Origin of the sequence: Vibrio chanodichtyis, from assembly GCF_028863985.1 — a bacterium.
Lineage (GTDB): Bacteria > Pseudomonadota > Gammaproteobacteria > Enterobacterales > Vibrionaceae > Vibrio > Vibrio chanodichtyis.
Map to the genome: position 1 here is coordinate 270,729 of NZ_JARBFT010000001.1, position 24,307 is coordinate 295,035.

At 45.8% G+C, this 24,307-nt stretch carries 26 protein-coding genes; 18 read left to right on the top strand and 8 right to left on the bottom strand.

The window, feature by feature from the left end; genetic code table 11:
- Positions 1–7: 7 nt before the first annotated feature.
- Positions 8–2,083: an ATP-dependent DNA helicase DinG gene (dinG, locus tag PUN32_RS01120; protein WP_274721370.1), complete on the bottom strand. Its 2,076-nt coding sequence runs from the start codon at positions 2,081–2,083 to the stop codon at positions 8–10.
- Between the two features lie 507 nt (positions 2,084–2,590).
- On the opposite strand from dinG, the gene PUN32_RS01125 reads away from it, so the two are divergent.
- Positions 2,591–3,580, top strand: a complete 990-nt coding sequence (locus PUN32_RS01125; protein WP_274721371.1) for a porin family protein — start codon at positions 2,591–2,593, stop codon at positions 3,578–3,580.
- A gap of 59 nt (positions 3,581–3,639) precedes the next feature.
- Here the strand turns inward: PUN32_RS01125 and PUN32_RS01130 are convergent, their stop codons facing one another.
- The 4 genes from PUN32_RS01130 to PUN32_RS01145 form a co-directional block, all read right to left on the bottom strand.
- The gene (locus PUN32_RS01130) at positions 3,640–4,110 is read right to left on the bottom strand and encodes a YchJ family metal-binding protein (protein ID WP_274721372.1); all 471 of its coding nucleotides are present in this window, start codon (positions 4,108–4,110) and stop codon (positions 3,640–3,642) included.
- A 49-nt stretch (positions 4,111–4,159) separates the two neighbouring features.
- Positions 4,160–5,380 carry an EAL and HDOD domain-containing protein gene (locus PUN32_RS01135; protein WP_274721373.1) on the bottom strand — a complete coding sequence of 407 codons (1,221 nt, stop codon included), beginning with the start codon at positions 5,378–5,380 and terminating at the stop codon, positions 4,160–4,162.
- Between the two features lie 94 nt (positions 5,381–5,474).
- Positions 5,475–6,215, bottom strand: coding sequence for a UDP-2,3-diacylglucosamine diphosphatase (lpxH, locus tag PUN32_RS01140; protein ID WP_274721374.1), 741 nt, complete (start codon positions 6,213–6,215; stop codon positions 5,475–5,477).
- 39 nt (positions 6,216–6,254) lie between these two features.
- Positions 6,255–6,749, bottom strand: coding sequence for a peptidylprolyl isomerase (locus tag PUN32_RS01145; protein ID WP_274721375.1), 495 nt, complete (start codon positions 6,747–6,749; stop codon positions 6,255–6,257).
- Between the two features lie 145 nt (positions 6,750–6,894).
- Here PUN32_RS01145 and cysS point away from each other — a divergent pair, with 145 nt between their 5' ends.
- The 16 genes from cysS to nadA all read left to right on the top strand — a co-directional run bounded on the left by cysS (position 6,895) and on the right by nadA (position 21,124).
- Positions 6,895–8,274: a cysteine--tRNA ligase gene (gene cysS / locus PUN32_RS01150; RefSeq protein ID WP_274721376.1), complete on the top strand. Its 1,380-nt coding sequence runs from the start codon at positions 6,895–6,897 to the stop codon at positions 8,272–8,274.
- 138 nt (positions 8,275–8,412) lie between these two features.
- Positions 8,413–8,934, top strand: coding sequence for a crossover junction endodeoxyribonuclease RuvC (gene ruvC, locus PUN32_RS01155; RefSeq protein WP_274721377.1), 522 nt, complete (start codon positions 8,413–8,415; stop codon positions 8,932–8,934).
- 97 nt (positions 8,935–9,031) lie between these two features.
- Positions 9,032–9,646 carry a Holliday junction branch migration protein RuvA gene (gene ruvA, locus PUN32_RS01160; RefSeq protein ID WP_274721378.1) on the top strand — a complete coding sequence of 205 codons (615 nt, stop codon included), beginning with the start codon at positions 9,032–9,034 and terminating at the stop codon, positions 9,644–9,646.
- Between the two features lie 53 nt (positions 9,647–9,699).
- Positions 9,700–10,704 carry a Holliday junction branch migration DNA helicase RuvB gene (gene ruvB / locus PUN32_RS01165; protein WP_274721379.1) on the top strand — a complete coding sequence of 335 codons (1,005 nt, stop codon included), beginning with the start codon at positions 9,700–9,702 and terminating at the stop codon, positions 10,702–10,704.
- Positions 10,705–11,151: 447 nt separating this feature from the next.
- Positions 11,152–12,738 (top strand): cytochrome ubiquinol oxidase subunit I, encoded by a 1,587-nt coding sequence (cydA, locus tag PUN32_RS01170; protein WP_274721380.1) that lies wholly within the window; start codon positions 11,152–11,154, stop codon positions 12,736–12,738.
- Positions 12,739–12,755: 17 nt separating this feature from the next.
- Entirely contained in the window at positions 12,756–13,892 is a 1,137-nt protein-coding gene (gene cydB, locus PUN32_RS01175; protein ID WP_274721381.1) for a cytochrome d ubiquinol oxidase subunit II, read from the top strand.
- A 12-nt stretch (positions 13,893–13,904) separates the two neighbouring features.
- Positions 13,905–14,012, top strand: a complete 108-nt coding sequence (gene cydX, locus PUN32_RS01180) for a cytochrome bd-I oxidase subunit CydX (protein WP_087479513.1) — start codon at positions 13,905–13,907, stop codon at positions 14,010–14,012.
- Positions 14,013–14,016: 4 nt separating this feature from the next.
- Complete coding sequence (gene ybgE / locus PUN32_RS01185; RefSeq protein ID WP_274721553.1) at positions 14,017–14,337, top strand: cyd operon protein YbgE; 321 nt, start codon at positions 14,017–14,019, stop codon at positions 14,335–14,337.
- Positions 14,338–14,618: 281 nt separating this feature from the next.
- Positions 14,619–15,026, top strand: a complete 408-nt coding sequence (ybgC, locus tag PUN32_RS01190; protein ID WP_166014766.1) for a tol-pal system-associated acyl-CoA thioesterase — start codon at positions 14,619–14,621, stop codon at positions 15,024–15,026.
- Positions 15,016–15,699, top strand: a complete 684-nt coding sequence (gene tolQ, locus PUN32_RS01195) for a protein TolQ (protein WP_274721382.1) — start codon at positions 15,016–15,018, stop codon at positions 15,697–15,699. Before ybgC ends, tolQ begins: the two co-directional genes overlap by 11 nt.
- A gap of 2 nt (positions 15,700–15,701) precedes the next feature.
- Positions 15,702–16,142, top strand: a complete 441-nt coding sequence (gene tolR, locus PUN32_RS01200) for a protein TolR (protein WP_274721383.1) — start codon at positions 15,702–15,704, stop codon at positions 16,140–16,142.
- A 17-nt stretch (positions 16,143–16,159) separates the two neighbouring features.
- On the top strand, positions 16,160–17,230 hold the full coding sequence (gene tolA, locus PUN32_RS01205; protein ID WP_274721384.1) for a cell envelope integrity protein TolA: 1,071 nt from the start codon (positions 16,160–16,162) through the stop codon (positions 17,228–17,230).
- A 14-nt stretch (positions 17,231–17,244) separates the two neighbouring features.
- The gene (gene tolB, locus PUN32_RS01210) at positions 17,245–18,597 is read left to right on the top strand and encodes a Tol-Pal system beta propeller repeat protein TolB (RefSeq protein WP_274721385.1); all 1,353 of its coding nucleotides are present in this window, start codon (positions 17,245–17,247) and stop codon (positions 18,595–18,597) included.
- Positions 18,598–18,628: 31 nt separating this feature from the next.
- On the top strand, positions 18,629–19,150 hold the full coding sequence (pal, locus tag PUN32_RS01215; protein WP_274721386.1) for a peptidoglycan-associated lipoprotein Pal: 522 nt from the start codon (positions 18,629–18,631) through the stop codon (positions 19,148–19,150).
- Positions 19,151–19,165: 15 nt separating this feature from the next.
- Complete coding sequence (ybgF, locus tag PUN32_RS01220) at positions 19,166–19,939, top strand: tol-pal system protein YbgF (protein WP_274721387.1); 774 nt, start codon at positions 19,166–19,168, stop codon at positions 19,937–19,939.
- Between the two features lie 123 nt (positions 19,940–20,062).
- Complete coding sequence (nadA, locus tag PUN32_RS01225; RefSeq protein WP_274721388.1) at positions 20,063–21,124, top strand: quinolinate synthase NadA; 1,062 nt, start codon at positions 20,063–20,065, stop codon at positions 21,122–21,124.
- A 116-nt stretch (positions 21,125–21,240) separates the two neighbouring features.
- Here the strand turns inward: nadA and PUN32_RS01230 are convergent, their stop codons facing one another.
- From PUN32_RS01230 to PUN32_RS01240, 3 genes are all read right to left on the bottom strand, one after another.
- Positions 21,241–21,813, bottom strand: coding sequence for a YecA family protein (locus tag PUN32_RS01230; RefSeq protein WP_274721389.1), 573 nt, complete (start codon positions 21,811–21,813; stop codon positions 21,241–21,243).
- A gap of 202 nt (positions 21,814–22,015) precedes the next feature.
- Positions 22,016–22,468 (bottom strand): L-alanine exporter AlaE, encoded by a 453-nt coding sequence (locus PUN32_RS01235; RefSeq protein WP_274721390.1) that lies wholly within the window; start codon positions 22,466–22,468, stop codon positions 22,016–22,018.
- Between the two features lie 329 nt (positions 22,469–22,797).
- Positions 22,798–23,646: an AraC family transcriptional regulator gene (locus tag PUN32_RS01240; RefSeq protein WP_274721391.1), complete on the bottom strand. Its 849-nt coding sequence runs from the start codon at positions 23,644–23,646 to the stop codon at positions 22,798–22,800.
- A 96-nt stretch (positions 23,647–23,742) separates the two neighbouring features.
- Here PUN32_RS01240 and PUN32_RS01245 point away from each other — a divergent pair, with 96 nt between their 5' ends.
- The gene (locus PUN32_RS01245) at positions 23,743–24,234 is read left to right on the top strand and encodes a DUF417 family protein (protein WP_406707927.1); all 492 of its coding nucleotides are present in this window, start codon (positions 23,743–23,745) and stop codon (positions 24,232–24,234) included.
- Positions 24,235–24,307: the final 73 nt, after the last annotated feature.

The window sequence follows — 24,307 nt, forward strand, 5'->3', positions numbered from 1 at the left end:
GTTATAATTAGTATTCGATGGTACGTTTAAACGGCGGTAAGGCATCCAATAATGCTTTTCCGTAACGCTTAGAGACGACTCGCCGATCAAGGATGACTACTCTACCAGAATCACGTTCTTTACGCAGTAAACGGCCAACCGACTGGATGAGTTTTTTACTGGCTTGTGGAACGGTGATCTGCATAAATGGATTGCCACCGAATTGCTCAATATACTCGGCATGAGCTTGCTCGACGGGCGAAGTTGGCACCGCAAATGGGATTTTGGTGATGATCACGTTCTCCAATAAATCGCCCGGCAGATCCAGTCCTTCCGAAAAGCTGCCAGTGCCAAATAAAATACTGGTTTTTTGCTTTTTTATTAGTTTTTTATGTTGATTTAGAATTTCTTGGCGTGATTTTTCGCCTTGGATTTGCAATGCCCAACCTCGCTTAGTCAGCTCTTTTTGTAAAATTTCTGCCACTTCACGCATTTGCCAATAGGAAGCAAACAGCACCAAATTGGCTTTATCTGCTTGTAAGTAGCAGAGTACTTTATCGGCTAAATACGCGGTATAACCTGCCGATTGTGGCTCAAGCGCCATGTTAGGAATGAGCAATTCTCCTTGCGTGGCATAATCAAATGGTGAGGCGAGGGCCAAAAATTGTACCCCATCCTCGGCTTTTTCACTGATCCCTGCTTGGCGGCAGAAAAAGCTAAACGAATTTAAGGCTCTCAACGTGGCGGAGGCCAGCACTGCGCCGATACAGCGGCTCCAGATTTGCTTATCAAGCTGCCAACCAATTTCTAGCGGTGATACGCTGACTAAATAGTCGCCTTCACGTTCGGTACTGATCTCTAACCAACGAGCCAGCGGCGCACCTTTATCTTGATTGGGTTTGGCCATCAGTTGCCAAACGTGGCTGAGATTTTCTAAACGTTGAATATAAAACCCGAGTTCGCCTAATGCCGGTTCGGCAATTCTGGCCGCCAATTCGCCCTCTTTGACCTTTTCCGCAATTAAATCGGTAATTTTGCCTATAGCTTGTGTGGTTTTCTGCGCCGCCTTACTTAGTGCTTGCGACTCTTCGGCCAGCCACGCCGGTAACTCACCATGTTCAAAGCGGTAGATACCCTCGACAAATTGCTGGGCGACAAATTGTTTAGGCAGTTGACCTAACGTGGGAATTAAAAACTGCATTGCCTCGCGAGCTTCTTGTGCAAAGCGCTCGGCACGCTTCTCATCACCCAAAGCGGTAAATTTGGCTAATGATTGATTGAGTTTTTCTAGCCAACTGGCTGCGCCTTTTAATGTGGCGGCCGCTGAGGCATGCTCGCGCGCGACAGTTGGTAAATGATGCGCTTCATCAAATACGTAGATTGTCTCTTCCGGCGCAGGCAGGATCACCCCACCACCTAAATCAGCATCCGCCATCACCAAACTATGATTGGCAATAATCACATCCGCTTTATCTAGCTCGGAACGTGCTTTTTGAAATGGACAGTGGCGATGAGCGCTAAAACTGCCATTACAACTGTGTTTATCACTGACAATCATCGCCCATAAATGGTCGGCAATCGGGGTTGGCCAAGCGTCGCGATCACCATCCCATTTGCCTTGGTTGAGCGCGTTATAAAGCTCATTCAACAATGCGGTATCTTGCGGTTTCGGTTTGCTTTCGAACAGGGCTATTTGTGCATCATCGGCGGTGCAAGTGGCGGCTAAACGCTCGCTACAGCAATAACGTTGACGTCCCTTGGCCAGAATAAAGGAAAAGCTTTGATCACTGATGCGCCGGTAAAGCGGCAGATCTTTATTCAGCAGCTGCTCTTGCAGTGCTACCGTCGCGGTGGATACCACAACTTTACGTCGATTGACCAGTGCAACCGGGATCGCCGCCATTAAATAAGAGAGGGATTTACCAATGCCGGTTCCGGCTTCGGCCACCAAGATTCGGTTCGATGGGTGATAGTTGCCACTCAGAGTCTTCGCGATTTCAGCTACCAGAAAATTTTGCGCGCGTCGTGGAATAAAGTTATCCAGTTGATGTTGTAGATTGTGGTAACTGTTGCGGATCGAGTCTTGGATGTTTTTTGTCAGCATAAGGGGGCCCAAAGTACGTTGCCGTGATGGTAGCACAGTTCAATCCGTGATACCTAGGTCACGAAATTCCATGGTTTTGATTCAAAGTTTGATCTGGATCACGAAATAAAAATGAACTTTTGAGGTGCTGGGTTTGCTTGGTTGCGTGAAAAATATATCCCTTGATCTAGGTAATGAAGTTTTTATTAAAAACTATATTTTCATATTTTGTGGTTGTTTCTTGGAGTTTTGTGCTATCTAGCCTTGCAATTAGCATTTCGACCCTGTCTGACTTCTAGTTCAGAAGTCGCTCGAAAAAATCACTGCAATAAGTGTAACGCTATGATATTTTTCATTTTATATTTTTTTTGTTGGTTTTTTTTATGATATTTGACATGCAGAATATTCTTTTGCAATCTTAGTCACGCACAGTGGTGGTTATGACTAAACAAAGAGTTAGCAAACCATCATCACAAAACAGGGAACCGGATAGGGAATTCCCAACTTAAGAAAAGGCAGTGGATTAATATGAAAAAAACATTATTAGCAGTGGCAGTAGCCACTTTATCAACGCAAGCATTTGCAGAAGCACCGAAAGCTATTTCTGCTGATCAATTTAAAGTGAGCGGCCAACTTGGACTTGGTGGCTATTATGACTCATATACTAATTCTGTATACGATGATTGGGCTACAGCAGCAACAGTGAAAGTGCACTACAAAAATGGATACATTGTTGGTTATCTAGAAGCTGATCTAGAGATGAACTTTGATACTAATGAAAGTAAAGTAAGTCCATATGAAGGTGCAATTCAAAATGGCCCTGCTACTGACATTGATAAAGCTTGGATTGGTATTGACACAGGGTACGGCATTCTGTCTTGGGGCTGGGAAAATGATACAGCGCTTGACGTCGTTGATGGTGCTGGTGATTTTACAGCTGAGTTTGGTAATAGTGCAGGCGATGCATCTGATGCGTTCAATGTTTTCCAATTCCGTGGTAAGACTGCAAGTATCGCTTATGGTATCTCTTACTTTGATACCAGTGATGACCGTGATGAAGCTGATAGTGGTCTAAATGGTTTTATCGGTTATGAATCTGATCTATTTAATATCTATGCTGGTTACGAAACACGTGATGAGGCTAAATATGATGTTATGTCTCTATCAGGGAACGCAACATTCGGGCTTTTGCAAATCGGTCTTAATGCGTGGATTAATGATGGAGATAAGGGTGATCTGACTGGTAAAAATTTAGATGAAAAGAAATCAACAGGATTCTATACCAGTGCTGCTTATCAGTTAACAGATGATTTCACTCTAGCGCTTGGTTATTCTGCTACAACGGATGAAAAGAAAGGCTCCGCCGATGTTGATGCTTCATACATCAACGTATCAGGATTCTACAATCTTAATGGTGTAGACATCCAATTTGATGTAAAACAGGACATCAAAAATGGTGATGCAGGTATTAACCAAGAAGAGACTTGGGTATTTGCTGCAGCTTACTGGTACTTCTAGTTAGTTATCGATCTTATCTATGTAAAAAAGCCGATTTGATCGGCTTTTTTATTTATTTTTTACCCACAACACTTTTTAAATTTTTTGCCACTACCACAGGCGCAAGGGTCGTTGCGCCCCTGTTTCGGTGTGGCGGCAAATTCGCCATCAATAAATTCACCATCAATATAGTACCAAGCCCCATTTTCACGCACAAAACGCGAGCGCTCAGCAAGGCACAGCTCTTTGCCTTGCTGCTCAAAATAGGCACGAAACTCTACAAATCCTTCCTCGCTGGTCGTGCCAGGCTCGGCAGTCAGCACTTCGAGGCGTTGCCAGTGGCTGTGTACCGATTCGCTGATCGCTTGGCGTTCATCCTCGGCATGACAAGATGGATGGTAAGTTTTGATTACAAAATCAACATCTTGCAGCATGTGGGCACTAAAGCGTGCCCGCATCAGTTGCTCTGGGGTTTTGGCTTGCAACGGATCATGATGGATCGGTTGGCAGCACAAGGCATAGGATGGGGTATTTCCGCAATAACAGGACATAACAATATTCAGCCGATGATCGAGCCGCCAAGTTTAACTATCGATGGGCTTAATTACCAGCTTGTGCGCCGAGTAGATCTTCGCTCCATTTGATCGCTTCGATATAACATTCGTTGAGCGCATCACTGGGTAGATTGAGGGCTTTAGTTAGTGCTAGCACTTGTTCCCAGTCGGCCATTTCATACGCTTTGTTTAAATTCAGGATCTGTCCAAGCGTACCGCTACCTTGGGTTAATGCGACTTTAATCTCTTCTTCGATGGGTATTTCATGCACAATCGAATCTAAAGGCTGGTCGAGTAAGCTATCCAGTAATGAGAACATTCCGGTGAGAAAGCCAGCCTCCGTATTGATGGCTGGCGTGACTTGTTCACACAATCGTTCACAAAAACGCGCGCGTAAAATCGCCAGATCATATAAGTACTCTGGCTTTGAGTCTTGGGTCGAAGCAACAGCCATTAATGCGATAAATTTACGTAATTTCTGTAGCCCTAAATAGACTAAGGCTTGGCGAAATGATTGAATTTTGGTGCTCACTGTGGTTGATGAGTTAACAAAACTGAGTAATTTATACGACAGCGAGACATCTTGAGCGACGATCGCTTCGATTTTTCTAAAATCGACATCGGGTTTGGAAACTTCTCTCAGTAAGTTAACCACTGCAAGAAAAGAGGGTTGCAGGGCTTTGCGTTGAATAATTTCCGGTTTACTAAAAAAGTAGCCTTGAAAGTAGTGAAATCCCGCGGCTTTAGCTTCTTCAAATTCTTGATAATTTTCTACTTTTTCAGCCAAGAACAGGATTTTGGTCGCACGCAGTTTATTGATGAACAGGCGCGCTTTCGGGATTGGGACTAAACGGATATCAAACTTGATGATTGAAATATAAGGCAGAAAAGCTTTCCATTCATTGCTGGGAATAAAGTCATCAAGCGCGATTTTGTAACCATACTGAGCCATCTTTTTGACTGCATTAAGTAATTCATCACTCGGAGGGCAGTCTTCGAGGATCTCAACCACTAAACTTTTAACTGGAAATAGGGTCGGGATCATATTGATCAGGCTTTGGTAGGGAAAGTTAACAAAGCCAAGGTGATCGCCAAGCGTCTTGTAATGCGCGCTCAAAAAGTGGTCGGACAGTAATCGGCTAGTTGCTTCTTCAGGATCGATATCTGGAAAGGTATTTTTGGGGCCATCCCGAAACAGCAATTCATAGCCGATAGTGCATTTATCGCGATCTAAAATCGGTTGTCTGGCTACGTATGAATATTTCACAGGTTCATCTATCCTTCAGTCTTGTTACATTTATTATTCATTATTGATTATACGAAGACTTTTATCCCGTAAACGTCCCTTTATTAGCATACAATCAACCGTTATGTCTAAGTGGTTTAGACAATAATTGGTAGTCTATATGTTTAGAATAGGCCAATACTGAACTTTGCTCATACCAATCACCTAATACAATGCGTGTTTTTGGCTTATTTTGATCGGCCACAATCTGGTGAATCGCCGGGCGATGAGTGTGGCCGTGGATCATTAAGTCAACCTGATGATGTTGCATGACCTTTAGCACTTCACTGGGTGTAACATCCATGATCTGCATCGATTTGTGCTGTTTATGATCTCGAATATCAGACTGAATCTTGCTTACTATGCGCTGGCGTAGTGCAAAGGGCAATAATGCAAACAAGCGCTGCAGCCAAGGTTGGTGAACTTTGTTACGAAAAGCGAGATAGCGAGTATCTTGGGTGCAGAGGGTATCACCGTGCAGCAAGACGGCTGTTTGTCCATATAAATCAACTACCGCTTCATCCGCCAGCAATTGTACACCGGTCTGTTTGGCAAACTGTGGTCCGAGTAGAAAATCACGGTTGCCTTTGATCAAATAGCAGGGGACACCTTGTTGCGTCAGTTGGCGAAATTCGGCTTTGATCTGCTGAGCAAAGGCGCTTGGGTCATCATCTCCCACCCAAAAATCGAACAGATCACCAAGCACATAGAGTGCATCGGCTTGAGTGGCCTGTTCACGCATAAACTGGATAAAGGCGGCAGTAATCTCAGGCTGGTGAGCCGAGAGATGGAGATCAGAGATAAATAGTGTGTGCATCTTTATAACAAAAGGAGCGCCTAAGCGCTCCTCATCCAATTAAGCTTCAATAGTGGTGCTGGTGATCAGCACTTCTTCTAGTGGTACATCTTGATGCATGCCATAAGATCCAGTGCTAACCGCCTTGATTTTATTGACGATGTCCATTCCTTCAACCACTTCGCCAAATACGCAGTAACCCCATCCATCCCGGCTTTCGGCACGAAAATCTAGGAAGGTATTATTGTTGACGTTAATAAAGAATTGCGAGCTGGCTGAATGTGGATCCATGGTACGAGCCATCGCTAGAGTACCCACTTTATTGCTCAGGCCATTGTTGGCTTCATTGCGAATCGCGTCGCGTGTCTCTTTTTCACGCAGGCCAGAAGTCATGCCGCCGCCTTGGATCATAAAACCATCAATCACGCGGTGGAACAAAGTGTTGTCGTAAAAACCTTCACGGCAATATTGCTCAAAGTTCGCGCTAGTGATTGGCGCTTGTTCAAAGTTGAGCTGAATTTTAATGTCACCAAAATTGGTATGCAGGGTGATCATGAGTTTTACCTTCGCATTTATCGATTGAGAGCCAGAGTTTAGCTTAACTTTTTGTGCATTCAAAACATCAAATGGATGACCTGGCAATCTTTGAGTTGTTATACTGTCCGCCATTTATAATTTTGCTGGTAATCAGATAGCGATCATGTTGAAGATTTATAACTCACTTACACGACAGAAAGAGGAATTTAAACCCATCACCGCTGGTAAAGTGGGCATGTATGTGTGTGGTGTCACTATTTATGATCTCTGTCATATTGGACACGGACGGACCTTCGTCTCTTTCGATGTGGTCGCCCGTTACTTACGTTACTTAGGCTATGATTTGACCTTTGTGCGTAACATTACCGATATTGATGACAAAATCATCAAACGTGCGACAGAAAACCAAGAAAGCTGCGAATCATTAACCGAACGTTTGATTCAAGAAATGTATGCCGATTTTGATGCATTAAACATTAAGCGTCCGGATGTAGAACCTCGCGCTACGGCCTACATTGAAGAGATTATTGCGCTGGTTGAGCGTTTGATTGAACGTGGTTTCGCCTATGTGGCGGCTAACGGCGATGTGATGTTTGAAGTGGGCCAATACCGTGAGTACGGTAAGTTATCTAAACAAGATTTGGATCAATTGCAGGCTGGCGCTCGGGTAGACATTGAAGCCGCTAAACGTAGCCCGCTGGATTTTGTGCTATGGAAAATGTCAAAGCCGGGAGAGCCAACTTGGCAATCACCGTGGGGAGCGGGTCGCCCTGGTTGGCACATCGAATGTTCTGCGATGAACTCATCGATTTTAGGTCATCATTTCGATATTCACGGTGGGGGTTCGGATCTGCAATTTCCTCACCATGAAAATGAAATTGCGCAATCTTGCTGCGCTCATGATACCCAGTACGTTAATACTTGGATGCACAGTGGCATGGTGATGGTCGATAAAGAGAAGATGTCTAAATCATTAGGCAACTTTTTTACTATCCGCGATGTACTTGGTCACTACGATGCAGAAACCATTCGTTATTTCTTGATGTCCGGCCACTACCGCAGTCAGTTAAATTACAGTGAAGAGAACCTCAATCAAGCGCGCGCTTCGTTAGAAAGATTGTATAACGCGCTACGTGGTTTGGATCGCTCGGTGCCTGCCGCTGGTGGTGAGGAGTATGTTTCTCGTTTTACTGCCGCGATGAACGATGATTTCAATACCCCAGAAGCGTATTCGGTGCTGTTTGATATGGCGCGTGAAATTAATCGCCTGAAAAGTGAAGATGTGACCAACGCCAGCGCATTGGCGAGCCTGATGCGTGAGCTAGCGGATGTGATTGGTATTTTGTACCAAGAGCCAGAAGCGTTTTTCCAAGGTGGCGCTGAAGATGAACAAGCAGAACAAATTGAAGCGTTAATCAAACTGCGTAACGATTCGCGTGCCAGTAAAGATTGGGCGAATGCCGATCTGGCGCGTGATCAGCTTAATGCGTTGGGCATCGTGCTGGAAGATGGCCCGAACGGCACGACTTGGCGTCGTAAATAACCACCATCCAATCAAAGAGTGGGCTTAGGCCCACTCTTTTTCTAACGGTTTTATATTTGCTAACGGTTCTGTATTTTTTAAGCGTTTTGTATTTTTGCGTGTTATGCGCCGGTTTCCAATCAACAAGGCAAGCGAGTTATGTCGATCATCTTAGGAATAGACCCGGGATCACGAGTAACGGGGTATGGGGTGATCCGTCAGCAAGGGCGGCAACTTATCTATCTTGGCAGTGGTTGTATTCGTACTTCAGAGCAAGCATTACCACTGCGGCTAAAACAAATTTATGCGGGAGTGAGTGAAATCATCACTCAATTTCAGCCCGATGATTTTGCTATTGAACAAGTGTTTATGGCCAAAAATGCCGATTCAGCCCTCAAGCTTGGTCAAGCCAGAGGCAGTGCGATTGTCGCTGCGGTAAACGCTAATTTACCGGTTTATGAGTATGCGGCCAGATTGATTAAGCAGGCTGTCGTCGGCACTGGCGCTGCCGACAAAAGCCAAGTGCAACATATGGTACAACAAATGTTAAAACTGCCCGGTAAACCACAAGCCGATGCCGCAGATGCATTAGGGGTGGCGATTTGTCATGCGAATACCAATAACACGTTATTGGCATTGGCGGGGCAGGCGACCAGTGCGCGTCGTGGTCGCTATCGTTGAGGGGATTAAACTTAGGCTGGTTTTTACTGGCTATCCATCCAGTTATTGATTATCATCTTGCCCATCTTACTTTTCCCTCATCCATAAGGAATTTCCTGTGATTGGACGTCTTCGCGGCACGCTGATTGAAAAATTGCCACCTCAAATTTTGCTTGAAGTGGGCGGAATTGGCTATGAAGTACAGATGCCAATGAGCTGTATTTATGAACTGCCCAACCTTGGTGAAGAGGCGATCATTTATACTCATTTTGTGGTGCGTGAAGATGCGCAATTACTGTATGGCTTTAATACCGTTAATGAGCGAGCTCTATTTCGTGAGGTAATCAAAGCTAATGGTGTTGGGCCAAAAATGGGGCTGGCTATTTTATCGGGAATGACCGCTACTCAGTTTGTCCGTTGTGTCGAAAAAGAAGATATTTCGACCCTGATCAAACTGCCTGGTGTGGGCAAAAAAACAGCAGAAAGACTGGTGGTCGAAATGAAAGATCGCTTAAAAGGTTGGGGGGAGGGTGATCTGTTTACTCCTGCGACCGATGCCGCACCGATGGATTCGATGCCTGCCATGGCGCAGAACGCCCAAGAAGAAGCGATAAGTGCGTTGTTGGCGTTAGGCTACAAGCCTCCTCAAGCTTCCAAAGCAGTGACCCAAGTCGCCAAACCGGGCATGAGCAGCGAAGCGTTGATCCGCGAAGCTCTGCGATCTATGGTGTAGCCACAGAGATTGATGCACCATTTGCCACTCAGCGTTAAGTCAATAGAGAACATATGATAGAAGCCGATCGTTTAATCGCTCCGGTTAATCACACTTTTAAAGATGAAGAAGTGATTGATCGCGCGATTCGTCCTAAGCAGCTTGCCGATTACCAAGGCCAAGATCACGTGCGTGATCAAATGGAAATCTTCATTAAAGCCGCGCAACAACGCCAAGAGGCGTTAGATCATCTGCTGATTTTTGGCCCGCCGGGTCTGGGCAAAACAACCTTAGCCAACATTGTCGCCAATGAAATGGGGGTGAATATTCGTACCACTTCTGGCCCGGTATTGGAAAAAGCCGGTGATTTAGCGGCGCTGCTGACCAACCTTGAGCATAATGATGTGCTGTTTATCGACGAGATTCATCGCTTAAGCCCGATGGTCGAAGAAGTGCTGTATCCAGCGATGGAAGATTACCAACTGGATATTATGATTGGTGAAGGGCCTGCGGCACGCTCGATCAAAATTGATTTGCCTCCTTTTACTTTAATCGGCGCGACCACTCGTGCCGGCTCTTTAACCTCACCACTGCGTGATCGGTTTGGGATAGTCCAGCGTTTGGAGTATTACCAAGTGGCTGATTTACAAAATATTGTTCAGCGGAGTGCCCACTGTTTAGGGCTTTCAATGGACAGTGATGGGGCATTAGAAGTCGCACGACGGGCACGCGGCACCCCGCGGATTGCCAACCGCTTGCTGCGCCGAGTGCGAGATTATGCGGAAGTCAAAGGTGATGGGCATATTTGCGCGCAAACGGCAGATAAAGCCCTCGATATGCTTGATGTTGATCATCAAGGGTTCGATTATATGGACCGAAAATTGTTGCTGGCGATTATGGAAAAATTTTCCGGTGGTCCAGTGGGATTAGATAACTTAGCTGCGGCAATTGGGGAAGAGAAAGATACCATTGAAGATGTGTTAGAGCCTTTTTTGATCCAGCAAGGTTATTTACAACGTACACCGCGTGGTCGGATTGCCACCGATCGCGCTTACTTACATTTTGGGCTTGAAAAATAATAGTGGTATTGCTCGCCCAGTATATTGGGCGAGTTCAACTGGTTTGATAACGATCGCATTTCTACCATTTACTTCATCTAATCAATTGTTGGTATCACTAATCAATTGTTGGCGCTATGTTGCTTTTTGTTTGAGTGGCATCACTTCATTTACCGCTTGATAACTCCATGGCTTTTTCCATTTTGATTTAGATCATTATGATGATTTATTACGCACTTTTCTGTGGGTAAAACTGATGTAGATCAAAGCGTAATTCTTCTAGAAACCTTTTGAAACAAGCTCTGTTTGGCATTAGTATTAGCGCTAGCTTATATCAGCTGTGACTTAACAATTAACTAATTATATTGGTGCTAAATCGCAACGCAACCGCAGCATTTTACTGACGTTTGGTTTTGTGATTGTTGTGCTATGTCGAACGTGTCATTCAGCCGACACAAAGGAGTTATCATGATCGATGTCGTCGATTTATCGCGGTTGCAGTTTGCGCTGACTGCGATGTATCACTTCCTGTTTGTTCCTCTGACTCTAGGTATGGCGTTTTTACTTGCCATTATGGAGTCTCTCTATGTTATGACCGATAAACAGATCTACAAGGACATGACCAAGTTCTGGGGTAAGTTATTTGGGATTAACTTTGCGCTTGGTGTCGCCACCGGCCTCACCATGGAGTTCCAGTTTGGTACTAACTGGTCCTACTATTCACACTACGTCGGCGATATTTTTGGCGCGCCTCTCGCGATTGAAGCCTTGGTGGCTTTCTTCCTTGAATCTACTTTTGTCGGCTTATTCTTCTTTGGCTGGGATCGCCTATCTAAGCGCCAACACTTGACCGTAACTTGGTTGGTGGCGTTAGGTTCTAACTTCTCGGCATTGTGGATCTTAGTGGCTAACGGTTGGATGCAAAATCCAGTCGGTTCTGAGTTTAACTTTGAAACCATGCGGATGGAGATGGTGAGCTTTGCCGAAGTAGTGCTTAACCCAGTGGCACAGGTGAAATTTGTCCACACTGTCGCGGCAGGTTACACCACGGGTGCGATGTTTATTCTCGGTATCAGCGCCTACTACTTATTGAAAGGTCGTGATGTTGCGTTTGCCCGCCGTTCTTTTGCGATTGCGGCCTCTTTTGGTATGGCTTCAGTGCTGTCGGTTATCGTACTAGGCGATGAATCTGGCTATGAGCTGGGTGAAGTGCAGCGAGTCAAATTGGCGGCGATTGAGTCTGAATGGCACACCGAACCTGCTCCTGCGGCTTTCACTCTGTTTGGTATTCCAAACCAAGAAACCATGCATACTGACTATGCGATAAAAATTCCTTACGTGATGGGGATTATTGCAACCCGTTCACTGGATGAACAAGTGATTGGTTTGCGTGACCTGCGCGCTGAACACGTAGAGCGGATCCGTAATGGTATGTATGCCTATGAGCTACTTGAGCGTTTACGTGCTGGTGAAAAAACGCCAGAAAATATGGCAACCTTTGATGAAGTAAAACAGGATCTGGGCTACGGGCTTCTGCTTAAGCGTTACACCGACAAGGTGACCGATGCGAGCGAGGAGCAAATCCAAGCGGCTGCCGATGATTCAATTCCAACCGTATGGCCACTTTTCTGGTCATTCCGCATCATGGTAGCTTGTGGCTTTATTATGCTGATCGTGTTTGGTGCTGCCTTTATCCAGACCTGTCGTCAGAAAATTGAGCAGAAAAAATGGGTACTTAAAGCGGCATTATTCAGTATTCCGCTACCTTGGATCGCGGTCGAAACCGGTTGGTTTGTGGCTGAATTTGGCCGTCAGCCGTGGGCGGTCGGTGAGATTTTACCGGTTAATGTGGCCGCTTCTGCGCTTAATGCTGGAGACATCATTATCTCCATGCTGGCTATTTTAGCGCTGTATACCATTTTCCTTATTGCTGAAGTGTATTTGATGGTGAAGTTCGCACGGATTGGGCCAAGCAGCCTGAAAACCGGGCGTTACCACTTTGAACAAGGCTCGGCGTCTGTTCAAGATCAAGTTAATCGTCAAGTTGAAGCATAAGGCGAGGAGAAATAACCATGTTTGATTACGAAATCTTACGGCTTATCTGGTGGGTACTGATTGGTGTGCTGCTGATCGGCTTCGCCATTACCGATGGCTTTGATATGGGCGTGGGTGCCTTGGTACCTGTGATTGGTGAAACCGATAATGAACGTCGCGTGATGATCAACTCGATCGCTCCACACTGGGATGGTAACCAAGTTTGGTTAATCACCGCTGGTGGCGCACTGTTTGCCGCTTGGCCATTAGTGTATGCGACATCATTCTCTGGATTTTATCTCGCGATGCTGGTGACGTTAGCCGCATTGTGGCTGCGTCCTCTCGGGCTTGATTACCGCTCAAAAATTGAGAGTACCAAGTGGCGCAATAATTGGGATTTAGCCATCTCAGCATCCGGTTTCATTCCTCCGGTGATTTTCGGGGTTGCGTTTGGCAATTTGCTGCAAGGCGTACCATTCCAATTGAGCGACTTTTTGATGCCAACCTACCATGGCTCATTCTTTGGTCTGCTTAATCCATTTGCACTGCTGTGTGGTTTGGTTAGCTTGTTTATGATCTTGCTGCAAGGTTCGACATGGCTACAGATGAAAACAACGGCTCATGTGCATCAACGTGCACGTAATGTCGCCCAGCTGATGGGTATTTTGACCGTAATTTGTTTTGTTGCCGCAGGTTTCTGGATCCAGCAAATTGAAGGTTATCTATGGGTGGGTGTCGTTGATGGTAATGCCGCTTCGAACCCGTTGAATAAAGAAGTGATTCGTGAGGCGGGAGCTTGGCTGCGTAACTTTGAACAAGTGCCGCTACTGTGGTTAGCCCCAGCTCTAGGTGTGTTGATGCCGCTGCTGGCTGTACTTGCATCACGCTTGAATAAAGGTGGTTTTGCGTTCTTGGCTTCTAGCTTAGGTAACGCAGGTGTGATCTTGACCGCTGGCTTTGCGATGTTCCCATTTGTGATGCCTTCTAGCCTCAATCCATCACATAGCTTGACCATGTGGGATTCAACCTCAAGCATGCTGACCCTGGAATTAATGACTATGGTCGCCGTGGTGATGGTACCGATTATCTTGGGTTATACCATCTGGAGTTACTACAAGATGTTTGGCCGTCTCGATGATCAATTCATCGAAAATAATAAAAATTCATTGTACTAAGGAGCAATTATTATGTGGTATTTCGCATGGATTTTGGGCGTATTGCTGGCCTGTTCATTCGGTATCATCAATGCTCTTTGGCTAGAGCATTCTGAGATGATGGATAAAGATAGTGAATAATCGGTTGAAATCGTGGTCTGAACAGATCGCCGTTTTCCACCGCATCACAGATAAGGCCTGGTTACAGGCCTTATCTTTAGGGTTAGGTTTTTACCATACGGCAATGGTGATGTGGGATCCCAGCAGTTATGCCGCTCGGATTGGTGGCTTTAACGCACTGCTTGCTCCGCTGATGATCTGGGCTATCTGTGCCAGTATGATATTTGGTATCGGGTTTAAACCGCGTTACTGGCTATGGCAGGTGGTGTTTAGTCCCTATATCTCACTGACGATCTTGAGTTATCTGACCTTGGTGCCATTTATCGGTTATCCTCTTCCTACTTGAAGTTGCAGCGGTATTGGCTACGTTTGCTCACCCCAATCACATAGTTTGCCTATGCTCATGGGGATTCACTCACTTGCCGCCTACCTGCAACTCCAAGTTGTTTGGGTATAGCTGATGGGTTAATAATTGACGAGCTTTTAAGCAGATTGGCGCTGTCTCTTTGAGATAGCGCCAATTTTTTATTATTCGCTTAAGAAAACTTTATCCGCATTTGTACTATCATCGAAGAGTTGCGTTATAGTAGCGGCCGATCCTAGGTATATGAGATTTTTATCAAAACCATGAAAACTTTTCGTTGGCCTGTGACAGTGTATTACGAAGATACTGACGCTGGTGGTGTCGTTTATCACGCCAATTATCTCAAATTCTTTGAAAGAGCTCGTACGGAAATGCTACGAGCATTTGGCGTTAATCAGCAAAGTTTGCTGCAACAAAATACAGGTTTTGTGGTCAGACACATGGAGATAGATTTTCTTAAAGGGGCAAAATTAGATGACCACCTTGAAGTGATCACTTACGTGTCTGAATTAAGAAAAGCTTCTTTAACCTTCTGTCAGGAACTGGTTAATCCTGACGGCGCTGTATTGTCTAAAGCGAAGGTTAAGGTAGCATGTATTGATCATGAAAATATGAGGCCGAAGGCATTGCCTCAATTAATCAGTTTGGAGTTTAACGGTAGTGAGCGCTGATATTTCATTTCTGGATCTTTTTTTACAAGCCAGTTTTTTGGTAAAAATGGTCATGTTGACCTTGCTAGGCATGTCGGTGGCTTCTTGGGCGGCCATTATCAAACGCAGTAGAGTGATTGCCGCTGCGGAGCGTGAAGCGGATGCATTTGAAGACCGTTTTTGGTCTGGGCTTGATCTTGGTGCTCTTTATCAAGATGTAAAAAAACGCAAAGACGAGATCTATGGTATTCAGGAGATCTTTTATGCTGGCTTTACCGAGTTTGCTCGTTTACGTAAAACCAATCCTAGTGCCCCAGATTTTGTGATGGAAGGCACCGGACGGGCGATGCGCGTCGCGGTAGCACGTGAAGTGGATTCTTTAGAAACCAGTTTGCCTTTTTTGGCGACGGTTGGCTCTATCAGCCCTTATATCGGTCTATTCGGCACGGTGTGGGGCATTATGCATGCTTTTATTGCTCTTGGTGAAGTTAAGCAAGCCACGCTGGCAATGGTGGCGCCAGGGATTGCTGAAGCCCTGATTGCGACTGCAATTGGCCTGTTTGCCGCTATTCCTGCAGTCATGGCGTATAACCGTTTGAGCCATAAGGTCAGTAAGCTTGAGCACACCTATGCGACTTTCTCTGAAGAGTTCCATACTATTTTGCACCGTCAAGCGATGGCGGGTCGAGAGTAGCTATGGCTGGTTATCAACCGAAAAAGCGTGAGATGAAAGCAGAAATTAACGTGGTGCCTTATATCGACGTTATGCTGGTTCTGTTGATTATCTTTATGGTGACTTCGCCATTTGTCACTCAAGGCGTTGATGTTGAATTACCCAAAACACATTCGGCAAAATCAGCTGCCGATATGGCCGGAGAGAGCGATTCAAGTTTTATTATTGTTGAGGTCGATAAAGAGGGTAATGTTGGCTTGAGTGTCAATGATGAGGATGTACAGCGCGGGTTATCACTGCAAGATGTGATCGTACGTGTTAAAGCCGAATTGAGCCTTAAACCTAATTCGCCAGTTGCCGTGGGTGGGGATGCTGCTACGCCTTATGCAGAGATTGTTTTGGTATTGGATGAGTTGAGTCGAGCCGGCATTCCCAAAGTAGGGTTACTCACCGACCTTAAGTAGTAGGTTTCACATTGAGCATGAAAGAGAATAAGTCCAGAACCAGTAGTAATGCTAAATCAATCGCGCTTTCACTGGCTATGCATGGTGCTTTAGTGGTGATTTTATTCTGGGGCGCAGATTTCAGCATGTCGGAGCCTGAACCGACAGGACAAATGATTGAAGCGGTGGTGATTGATCCGCAATTGGTGCGCCAACAAGCCCAGCAAATTCGTAATCAACGCGAAGAAGCGGCTAAAAAAGAGCAGCAACGATTAGATAAATTGCGTCGAGAAAGTGAGCTGCTTGAGAAAAACCGTCAAGCGGAAGAAGAGCGGATCCGTCAGCTCAAAGAGCAGCAAGCCAAAGACGCAAAGGCCGCCCGCGAAGCGGAAAAATTACGCCAGCAGCAAGAGCAACAGCGTGTTGCCGCCGAGCAACAAGCGCGTGAAGAACAGCAGCGTGCCGCTAAAGCCGCCGCTGAACGTAAAGTTCAAGAAGATGCGGCGAGAAAAGCCGAACAAGAGCGAGTCGCCAAAGAAGCGGCGGCAGCCAAAGCTGAGCAGCAGCGCATCCAACGGGAACAGGAAGCCAAACAAGCTCAAGAGAAAGCTAAACGCGAGCAAGAGCTGGCCGCGAAAGCTGAGCAAGAACGTTTAGCCAAAGAAAAAGCGGCAAAAGAAGCGGCAGAGAAAGCGCGCCAAGAGAAAGAACGTGCCGCTAAAGCTGCGGCTGAGCGTAAAGCACAAGAAGCGGCACTGAATGACATTTTTGGCAGTTTGAGTAGTGAAAATCAGCAAAATAATGCTGCGCGGCAACAGTTTGTGACTTCAGAAGTTGGCCGTTACGGTGCAATTTATACCCAATTGATTCGCCAGAATTTATTAGTGGAAGAGAGTTTTAGAGGTAAGCAGTGCCGGGTGAATTTAAGGCTGATCCCTACCGGAACAGGAGCTTTACTGGGCAGCCTTAGCGTGATTGATGGTGATAGCCGTTTGTGCGCAGCAACCCAACGAGCCGTGGCACAAGTGGACAGTTTTCCACTACCTAAGGATCAACCTGACGTAGTGGAAAAACTAAGAAATATTAATTTAACCGTAGCACCTGAATAAGGAAGGGAAGGCTTGTGTTTAAGCGATTAGTTTTTATGTTGATGCTCATCGGTACTAGCTCTGTTCATGTCGCTAATGCGGCATTAGAACTGGTGATCACCGACGGTATTGATTCGGCACGTCCGATTGCGATTGTCCCTTTCAAGTGGGATGGTGGGATCAAATTACCGGAAGATGTTTCGGCGGTCATTGCTTCGGATTTACAACGCAGTGGCAAGTTTAGCCCTATACCGACCAATAATATGCCGCAAACGCCCTACAGCGATGAGCAAGTGAATTTTACCCAATGGACCTCCATGGGGGTCGATGCGTTATTGACCGGAAACATCACGCAGAATGCTGAGGGTAATTATGTGATCAATTATCAATTGATCGACATTGTTCGTGGTCAATTGACGCAAGGGCAGAGTAAATCACTGTCTCAGGATGGCCAACTGGTACTTTCAAAAGATCATGTGCTGTTCAATAAAGTAGCGACAGTACCAGCTTCACGGCTGCGTGAGTATGCTCACCGGATTGCCGATTTAGTATATGAAGAACTCACCGGTGAACGCGGTGCATTTTTAACTCGGATTGCTTATGTGGTGGTCAATGATAAGGACCCTTATCCTTATCAACTGAGAATTGCGGACTATGATGGTTATAATGAACGGCTAGTGCTGCGATCTAAACAACCTTTGATGTCACCCGCTTGGTCACCAGATGGTCAAATGCTTGCTTATGTAAGTTTTCAAAACGGGCAAGCTGAAATTTACATGATGAACATCTATACTGGCCAGCGTGAAAAGTTGACCTCATTCCCACGCCATAATGGTGCGCCTAGATTCTCACCAGATGGTAAAACTCTAGCGCTGGTATTATCAAAAACGGGTAATTTACAGGTCTACACGATGGACTTGGCCACTCGACGCTTAAAAGAGGTCACAACTGGTCGTGCGAATAACACCGAGCCGTTCTGGCATCCAGATGGTAAATCGTTAATTTTCACCTCAGATCGTGGTGGTAAACCACAGATTTATCAAGTAAATTTAGCCAGCGGTGAAACTAAGCGTTTAACTTGGCAAGGTAGCCAGAACCTCGGTGGTCAAATCACGCCAGATGGTAAATTTTTGGTGATGGTCAATCGTAGTGATGCGGGCTTTAATCTCGCTAAGCAGGATTTAGAAACCGGGGCAATGCAGATCCTAACCAAAACACTGTTAGATGAGTCCCCAAGTATTGCGCCCAATGGTGGTATGGTGATTTACAGCTCCATCTACAATAAGGCCAACGTGTTGTCGATGGTTTCCATTGATGGACGTTTTAAAGCAAGATTACCGGCAACCAATGGACGTGTTCGCGCTCCAGCATGGTCACCGTTTTTATAACAAGTAACTGTTTTATAGAAAGGAATAAAAAATGAAACTTAACAAAGTTCTTAAAGGGCTATTGATTGCGCTACCGGTTTTAGCGGTTACTGCTTGTAGTTCAAGTGACGATGCAGCAAATTCAGGTTCGCAAACTAATAATCAATCTGAAGTTTCTAATGTTGATGGCAATGCTTTGTCTGCGCAAGGTCAACTGACTGAGCAAGAACTGCAACAACAAGCACTGCGTCAAAACCAAACAATCTACTTCGCATTCGACAATGCAACGATTGCCAGCGATTACGAAACCATGTTAGCAGCACATGCTACTTACTTGGTTAAAAACCCAAGCCTGAAAGTGACTGTTGAAGGTCATGCGGATGAGCGTGGTACACCAGAGTACAACATTGCACTGGGCGAGCGTCGTGCTCAAGCGGTGGCTAAGTACCTAGAAGCTTTAGGCGTGCAAACTGAGCAAATCGCTATCGTAAGCTACGGCGAAGAGAAACCGCTAATGCTTGGTCAATCAGAAGATGTGTACGCGAAAAACCGTCGTGCAGTTCTGGTTTACTAATTGAGGTGATGCCTCATGTTCAGTAACTTAAAGCACGTTGTGATGCTGATGTTACTGGCTAGTGCAGCGGGTCAAGTACTCGCTGCACCGGCTCCAGTATCTGACCTAAGTCGCAACGTATCCGCTGGTTCTGCGAGTGGTTCGCGGAATTCTGACCTTGAACGCCTTGAGCGTTTAGTTGAGAGCCGTAATCTTGTGCAGTTGCAAATGCAAAAGCAGCTCGATGACATGGTACTTGAGGTCAATGAACTACGGGGCCAAATTGAAAAAAATAACTACGACATGCAGCAAATGTTGCAACGTCAACGTGAGTTGTTTGTAGAACTTGATCGAGTGCGTGGTGAGCTTAAATCACCCGCGGCAGCAAGTGCTGCTTCAGTCGCTAACAGCAATGATGCTGCACAAGGCACATTCAGTAGTGATACCAATGAGCAAGCGGCTTATCAAAATGCAGTGGATCTGATCCTCAAAAAGCGTGATTACGCCGGTGCGATTGCTGCGTTTCAGCAGTTTCAGAGTGATTATCCCAACTCGACTTTATCGGCTAATGCCCACTATTGGTTAGGCCAACTCTATTTTGCCAACAAAGATGATCAAGCGGCAGCTAAGAGTTTTGCGGCGGTGGTCTCTCAGCGTGATTCAAATAAACGTGCCGATGCGTTGGTGAAATTGGGCGATATTGCTAAGCGTAATAATAATGCTGAGCAAGCGCGTAAGTTTTATCAGCAAACGATGGATGAATACCCTGACAGTGCCTCGGCGGAAATTGCCAAACAGAATTTAAAATAAATTAAAAGGGCTGAGTATTCAGCCCTTTTAAGCATATTCCTAATTGGTGTGATTCACTTTTGCTTACAGCTTTATTTCAGGTGTACAATGCGCGGTCTATGAAAGTTGTGCAGAGCAAGAGTCATGAGCCACATACTCGATACTATCAATACCGTTTATCCTTTTCCTCCTAAGCCGATCCCGCTCACTCGTGAGGAGAAGCAAGCTTATATCGCCCAAATCAAACAGCTATTGATTGAAAAAAATGCGGTGTTAATTGCCCATTATTATACCGATCCGGAAATTCAGGCACTGGCTGAAGCAACCGGTGGCTTTGTGGGTGATTCACTAGAAATGGCCAAGTTTGGCAATCATCATGCGGCAACTACGCTGATCATTGCTGGTGTGCGCTTTATGGGGGAATCGGCGAAGATCCTTACCCCTGAAAAACGGATTTTAATGCCAACCTTACAAGCCGAATGCTCACTCGATTTAGGTTGCCCAGCGGATAAGTTCACCGAGTTTTGCGATGCGCATCCAGATCATACCGTTGTAGTGTATGCCAACACTTCTGCTGCGGTTAAAGCGCGTGCTGATTGGGTCGTCACCTCCAGTATTGCGTTAGAAATTGTCGAACACCTAGATGCTCAAGGCAAGTCGATTATTTGGGCTCCGGATCGCCATCTAGGCTCTTATATCGCCCATAAAACCGGTGCCGATATGTTGCTTTGGCAAGGTGAGTGTGTGGTTCACGATGAGTTTTCTGCTGGTGCATTACGCAAAATGAAAGCACTGCATCCGGATGCGGCAGTTTTGGTACATCCGGAATCGCCGTCTAGTGTGGTTGAATTAGCTGACGCGGTGGGTTCAACCAGTCAATTGATCAAAGCGGCTCAAACCTTACCACAACAAAAAATGATTGTGGCGACCGATAAAGGCATCTTCTTTAAAATGCAACAAATGGTACCAGACAAAGAGCTGTTTGAAGCTCCGACGGCGGGTGCGGGTGCTACTTGTCGTAGCTGTGCCCATTGTCCGTGGATGGCGATGAACGGTTTAACTGCGATTGCTAAAGCGTTGCGTGATGGTGGTGAAGAGCACGAAATTTTTGTTGATGAAGCGCTGAGACAAAAATCGCTGATCCCCTTAAATCGAATGCTGGAGTTTGCACAGCAACTGAACCTGAGAGTAAAAGGTAACGCATAGGCTAGCCGATATCGATGCTGAGACTAAAAATGCCCAACCCCTAGTGGATGGGCATTTTTTTGCGCACAGCTTTGCATGCATTTTGCTCTGAACAGCTTTTGGCGGCTAATTGGGGCTTATTGTGCTTCGGCTAGTGCCACACCACGTTGGGTGATGCCGCTTAGCATGGCGGGAATCGCCGCATAAATTTCGGCAAATTGTTCTAAACCGGTAACACCTTGATCATAAAGTGTGGCGATGGAGGTTTCCGGATCGTACAACATGCTCAGCGAGAGTAGCACGCCGCCAAGCAATGTATTATCGGAGCTTTGTTCTGGCATCAGAACTTCCCAATCATCACGCGCCAACTGCCAGCCTTGCAGCATCCCTTCACAAAAATCACGCACAGCTTGATTGACAATCTCTTGCTCATCTAGCGCATACTCTGCTGGCCACTGCCATTCAGCGCTGAGCAGTTGCTGGCGGGAGGTGTTCCAAAGTTGAATAATATGCTGAAGATAGGTTTCTAATTGAGTGGCATCGGTAAATGGGGCGTTTTCTTCGCCTCCCCATAGAAATGGTAGCCACTCTTCAGGCGGCAGAACATTGGGGCAACAGGCCATTGAGGTGACAAAACCAACCGTTTTCGCTTGGTTGAGCAGTTTATGTTCTAATTCTGGCTGTTGCAGGATTTGTTGTAAGCTTTGCATGAGTATTTGGGCTCGATATCGTCAGTCAGGGCGCTAGTTTAGCGGTAAAGTGGGCGCAGAGCACTCGCTTGTTGGCCGAATCTTGTTTTGATAGGCTCATGAGCCATTCAATCAACCAGTCACGTTAACGGTTGTGGATGTTACGCCATTACTCATCGATGAAAAGTGCAGCTAAAAATCGGCTGACTATCGTTCACTCGGTTTAGCTTTCCGAAACCGTATAGCCGGGCACTTTAAACCAACGACGGCACATGTCGAGGAAATAACCGTATAACACGCCCATCGCACATGACACTAATGCATTGGTGCCCACTGCGGTGATGATTTGATCGCTAGAAGCACCAACCGTGAACAAAATGGCAGCATAGACCGGGGATTGAAAGAGAACGTAAGCGACCAAGTCGCTCAGATTTTTCATCCCACTGTGGCTGGAAAGCTTATAACCTTGTCGCAACACATAGTCGCGAAATACGCCATACGGCCAAGCGATCGCTATATTGACCGGAATCGATAGGGTACGCGAGGCAAGCGATTGTTGTAAAGTCATGCCAGAAATCAGCACTTCAATCATCATTCCAGTCACAAAACAAAATACAACCATGGCAAAAGTATCTGCCGCTGCATGACGAATGCAAAACGGTCCACGCGCTTTCATTAATATCCACCCGTAAAATATATCACTATAGATTTGGCTTGATAGCCAAATATGAAGCTGTAATAACGATCAACTTCCAGTTAATAAGACTATTAAATCATAGTGTTAGTGGTTTTAAATTTTATTTTTTATACGGATGGTAAATCAATAACCTAAAAATGTAATAAAAATAGCGCCTAAGGCTAATTTTTGACTTTAAGTGCTTGTAAATCGGTTAATGAGTTCAACAATCGTTATAAAATTACAGGTTGGTGGCTTTGCTCACACGCAGGAGATGTTGCGACTATGCGGTTTGGTTTTGCTTAGAGTCAGCTTAGTGATTTGAGAAGTTAACTGAGTGATGGGTCTTTGACTTCACTTTGCTGCATTTTGAGCCAGCGACCCGGGCTTAATCCAAACTCACGTTCAAAGGCTCGACTGAACGCGATGCTACCACTGTAGCCTGCGCTTAAAGCGACTTGCATAATTGATTCACCAATCAGCAATTGTTGACCAGCGAGTAGCATTCGCCATTGGGTTAGGTAGGCTAACGGCGGCATGCCGATGTGCATTTGAAAATGTGCCGCAAACCGTGCACGTGACATCCCTGCTTGTTTGGCTAATGTGGCCACGGTCCATTTTTCTTCCGCACGTAAATGTATGGCAGCTATCGCTTTTGCGAGGCGAGGATCGGATAAACCAGCGAGAGTACCTTGCTGGCACAGACCATTTTCCACCATATGTCGCAATAGCAAAATCAGTAAGGTTTCCAGTAAGCGAGTGAGAACGGGTTGTTGGCCATAGCGGCTAGTAAATGCTTCATCAAACAGCAGAGTCAGCAATGGCTCTAGAGCGGGCAGTTCACGTAATGGCAGTATCACAGCATCTGGTAGCGCCAATTTCAGTGGTGAAGTTGCGGTTTGACTGAATGAAACAGAAGCGCAGACAAGATCGCATCCACCGAGTTGGCGTGGCTGCATGCGATGGGCCAGACCGCTTGGAAAAAAAATCAAAGTTTGCTCGGCCAGTAAACGTGATTCCGCCCCCTCATAGTGCAGAGTCAGTTCACCACTACGCAGTAGATGCAGATGTCCCCCTGCGGGATAGTCTTGGCTATCGGAATTTAAGCAGAGGTTACCCGCAAAAAAGAGTTGAGCGCGTGGGTTAGTATGTGCCAGTAAAATAGAAAGCGGATCCATATTTGAGACGAATTGTGAGTATTTGGCGACTATGAGTTATAAAACATATCACGATGTGCGCCAGACTGCTATCTCACTCTGACTAACATATAGGATATGACTATGAGCTGTAATTCCATCACCTCTCAATCGGCGAAATGCCACTTTAGCCTTTTGCAGCGTTATGAGATTGGCTTCCTTGTTGCTTTGGCTGGTGTCGTACTCACCCTACTTTGGATTGGTATTTTCAAATTTACGCCAACTGAAGCGGCGGCGATTCGGCCTTGGGTTGCGAGTCATCCATTAATGAACTGGCTGTACTCCTTTCTTTCTGAGCAGGGGGTATCGAATCTGATCGGTTTGGTTGAGATTGTCATCGCCGCAGGGTTAATTGCAGGACTTTGGCAGCCGCGCCTTGCTTATTGGAGTAGCTGGGGGGCGATCATCACTTTTATCGCCACATTAAGTTTCCTGTTTACCGTTCCTGGAATTTGGAAATGGGCCGATGGTGTTCCGATCACTAATTTCTTTCTGGTTAAGGACTTAGTCTTCCTTGGTGTGGTATGGCATTACTGCAATCTGTCTCGAGAGCAGTTGGCTAATCAATAACATAGCACCAATTTATGGCCATGAGTCGGTTTAATTTCTCACTGCATACTATTTATGTAACCAGCAAGGTAGA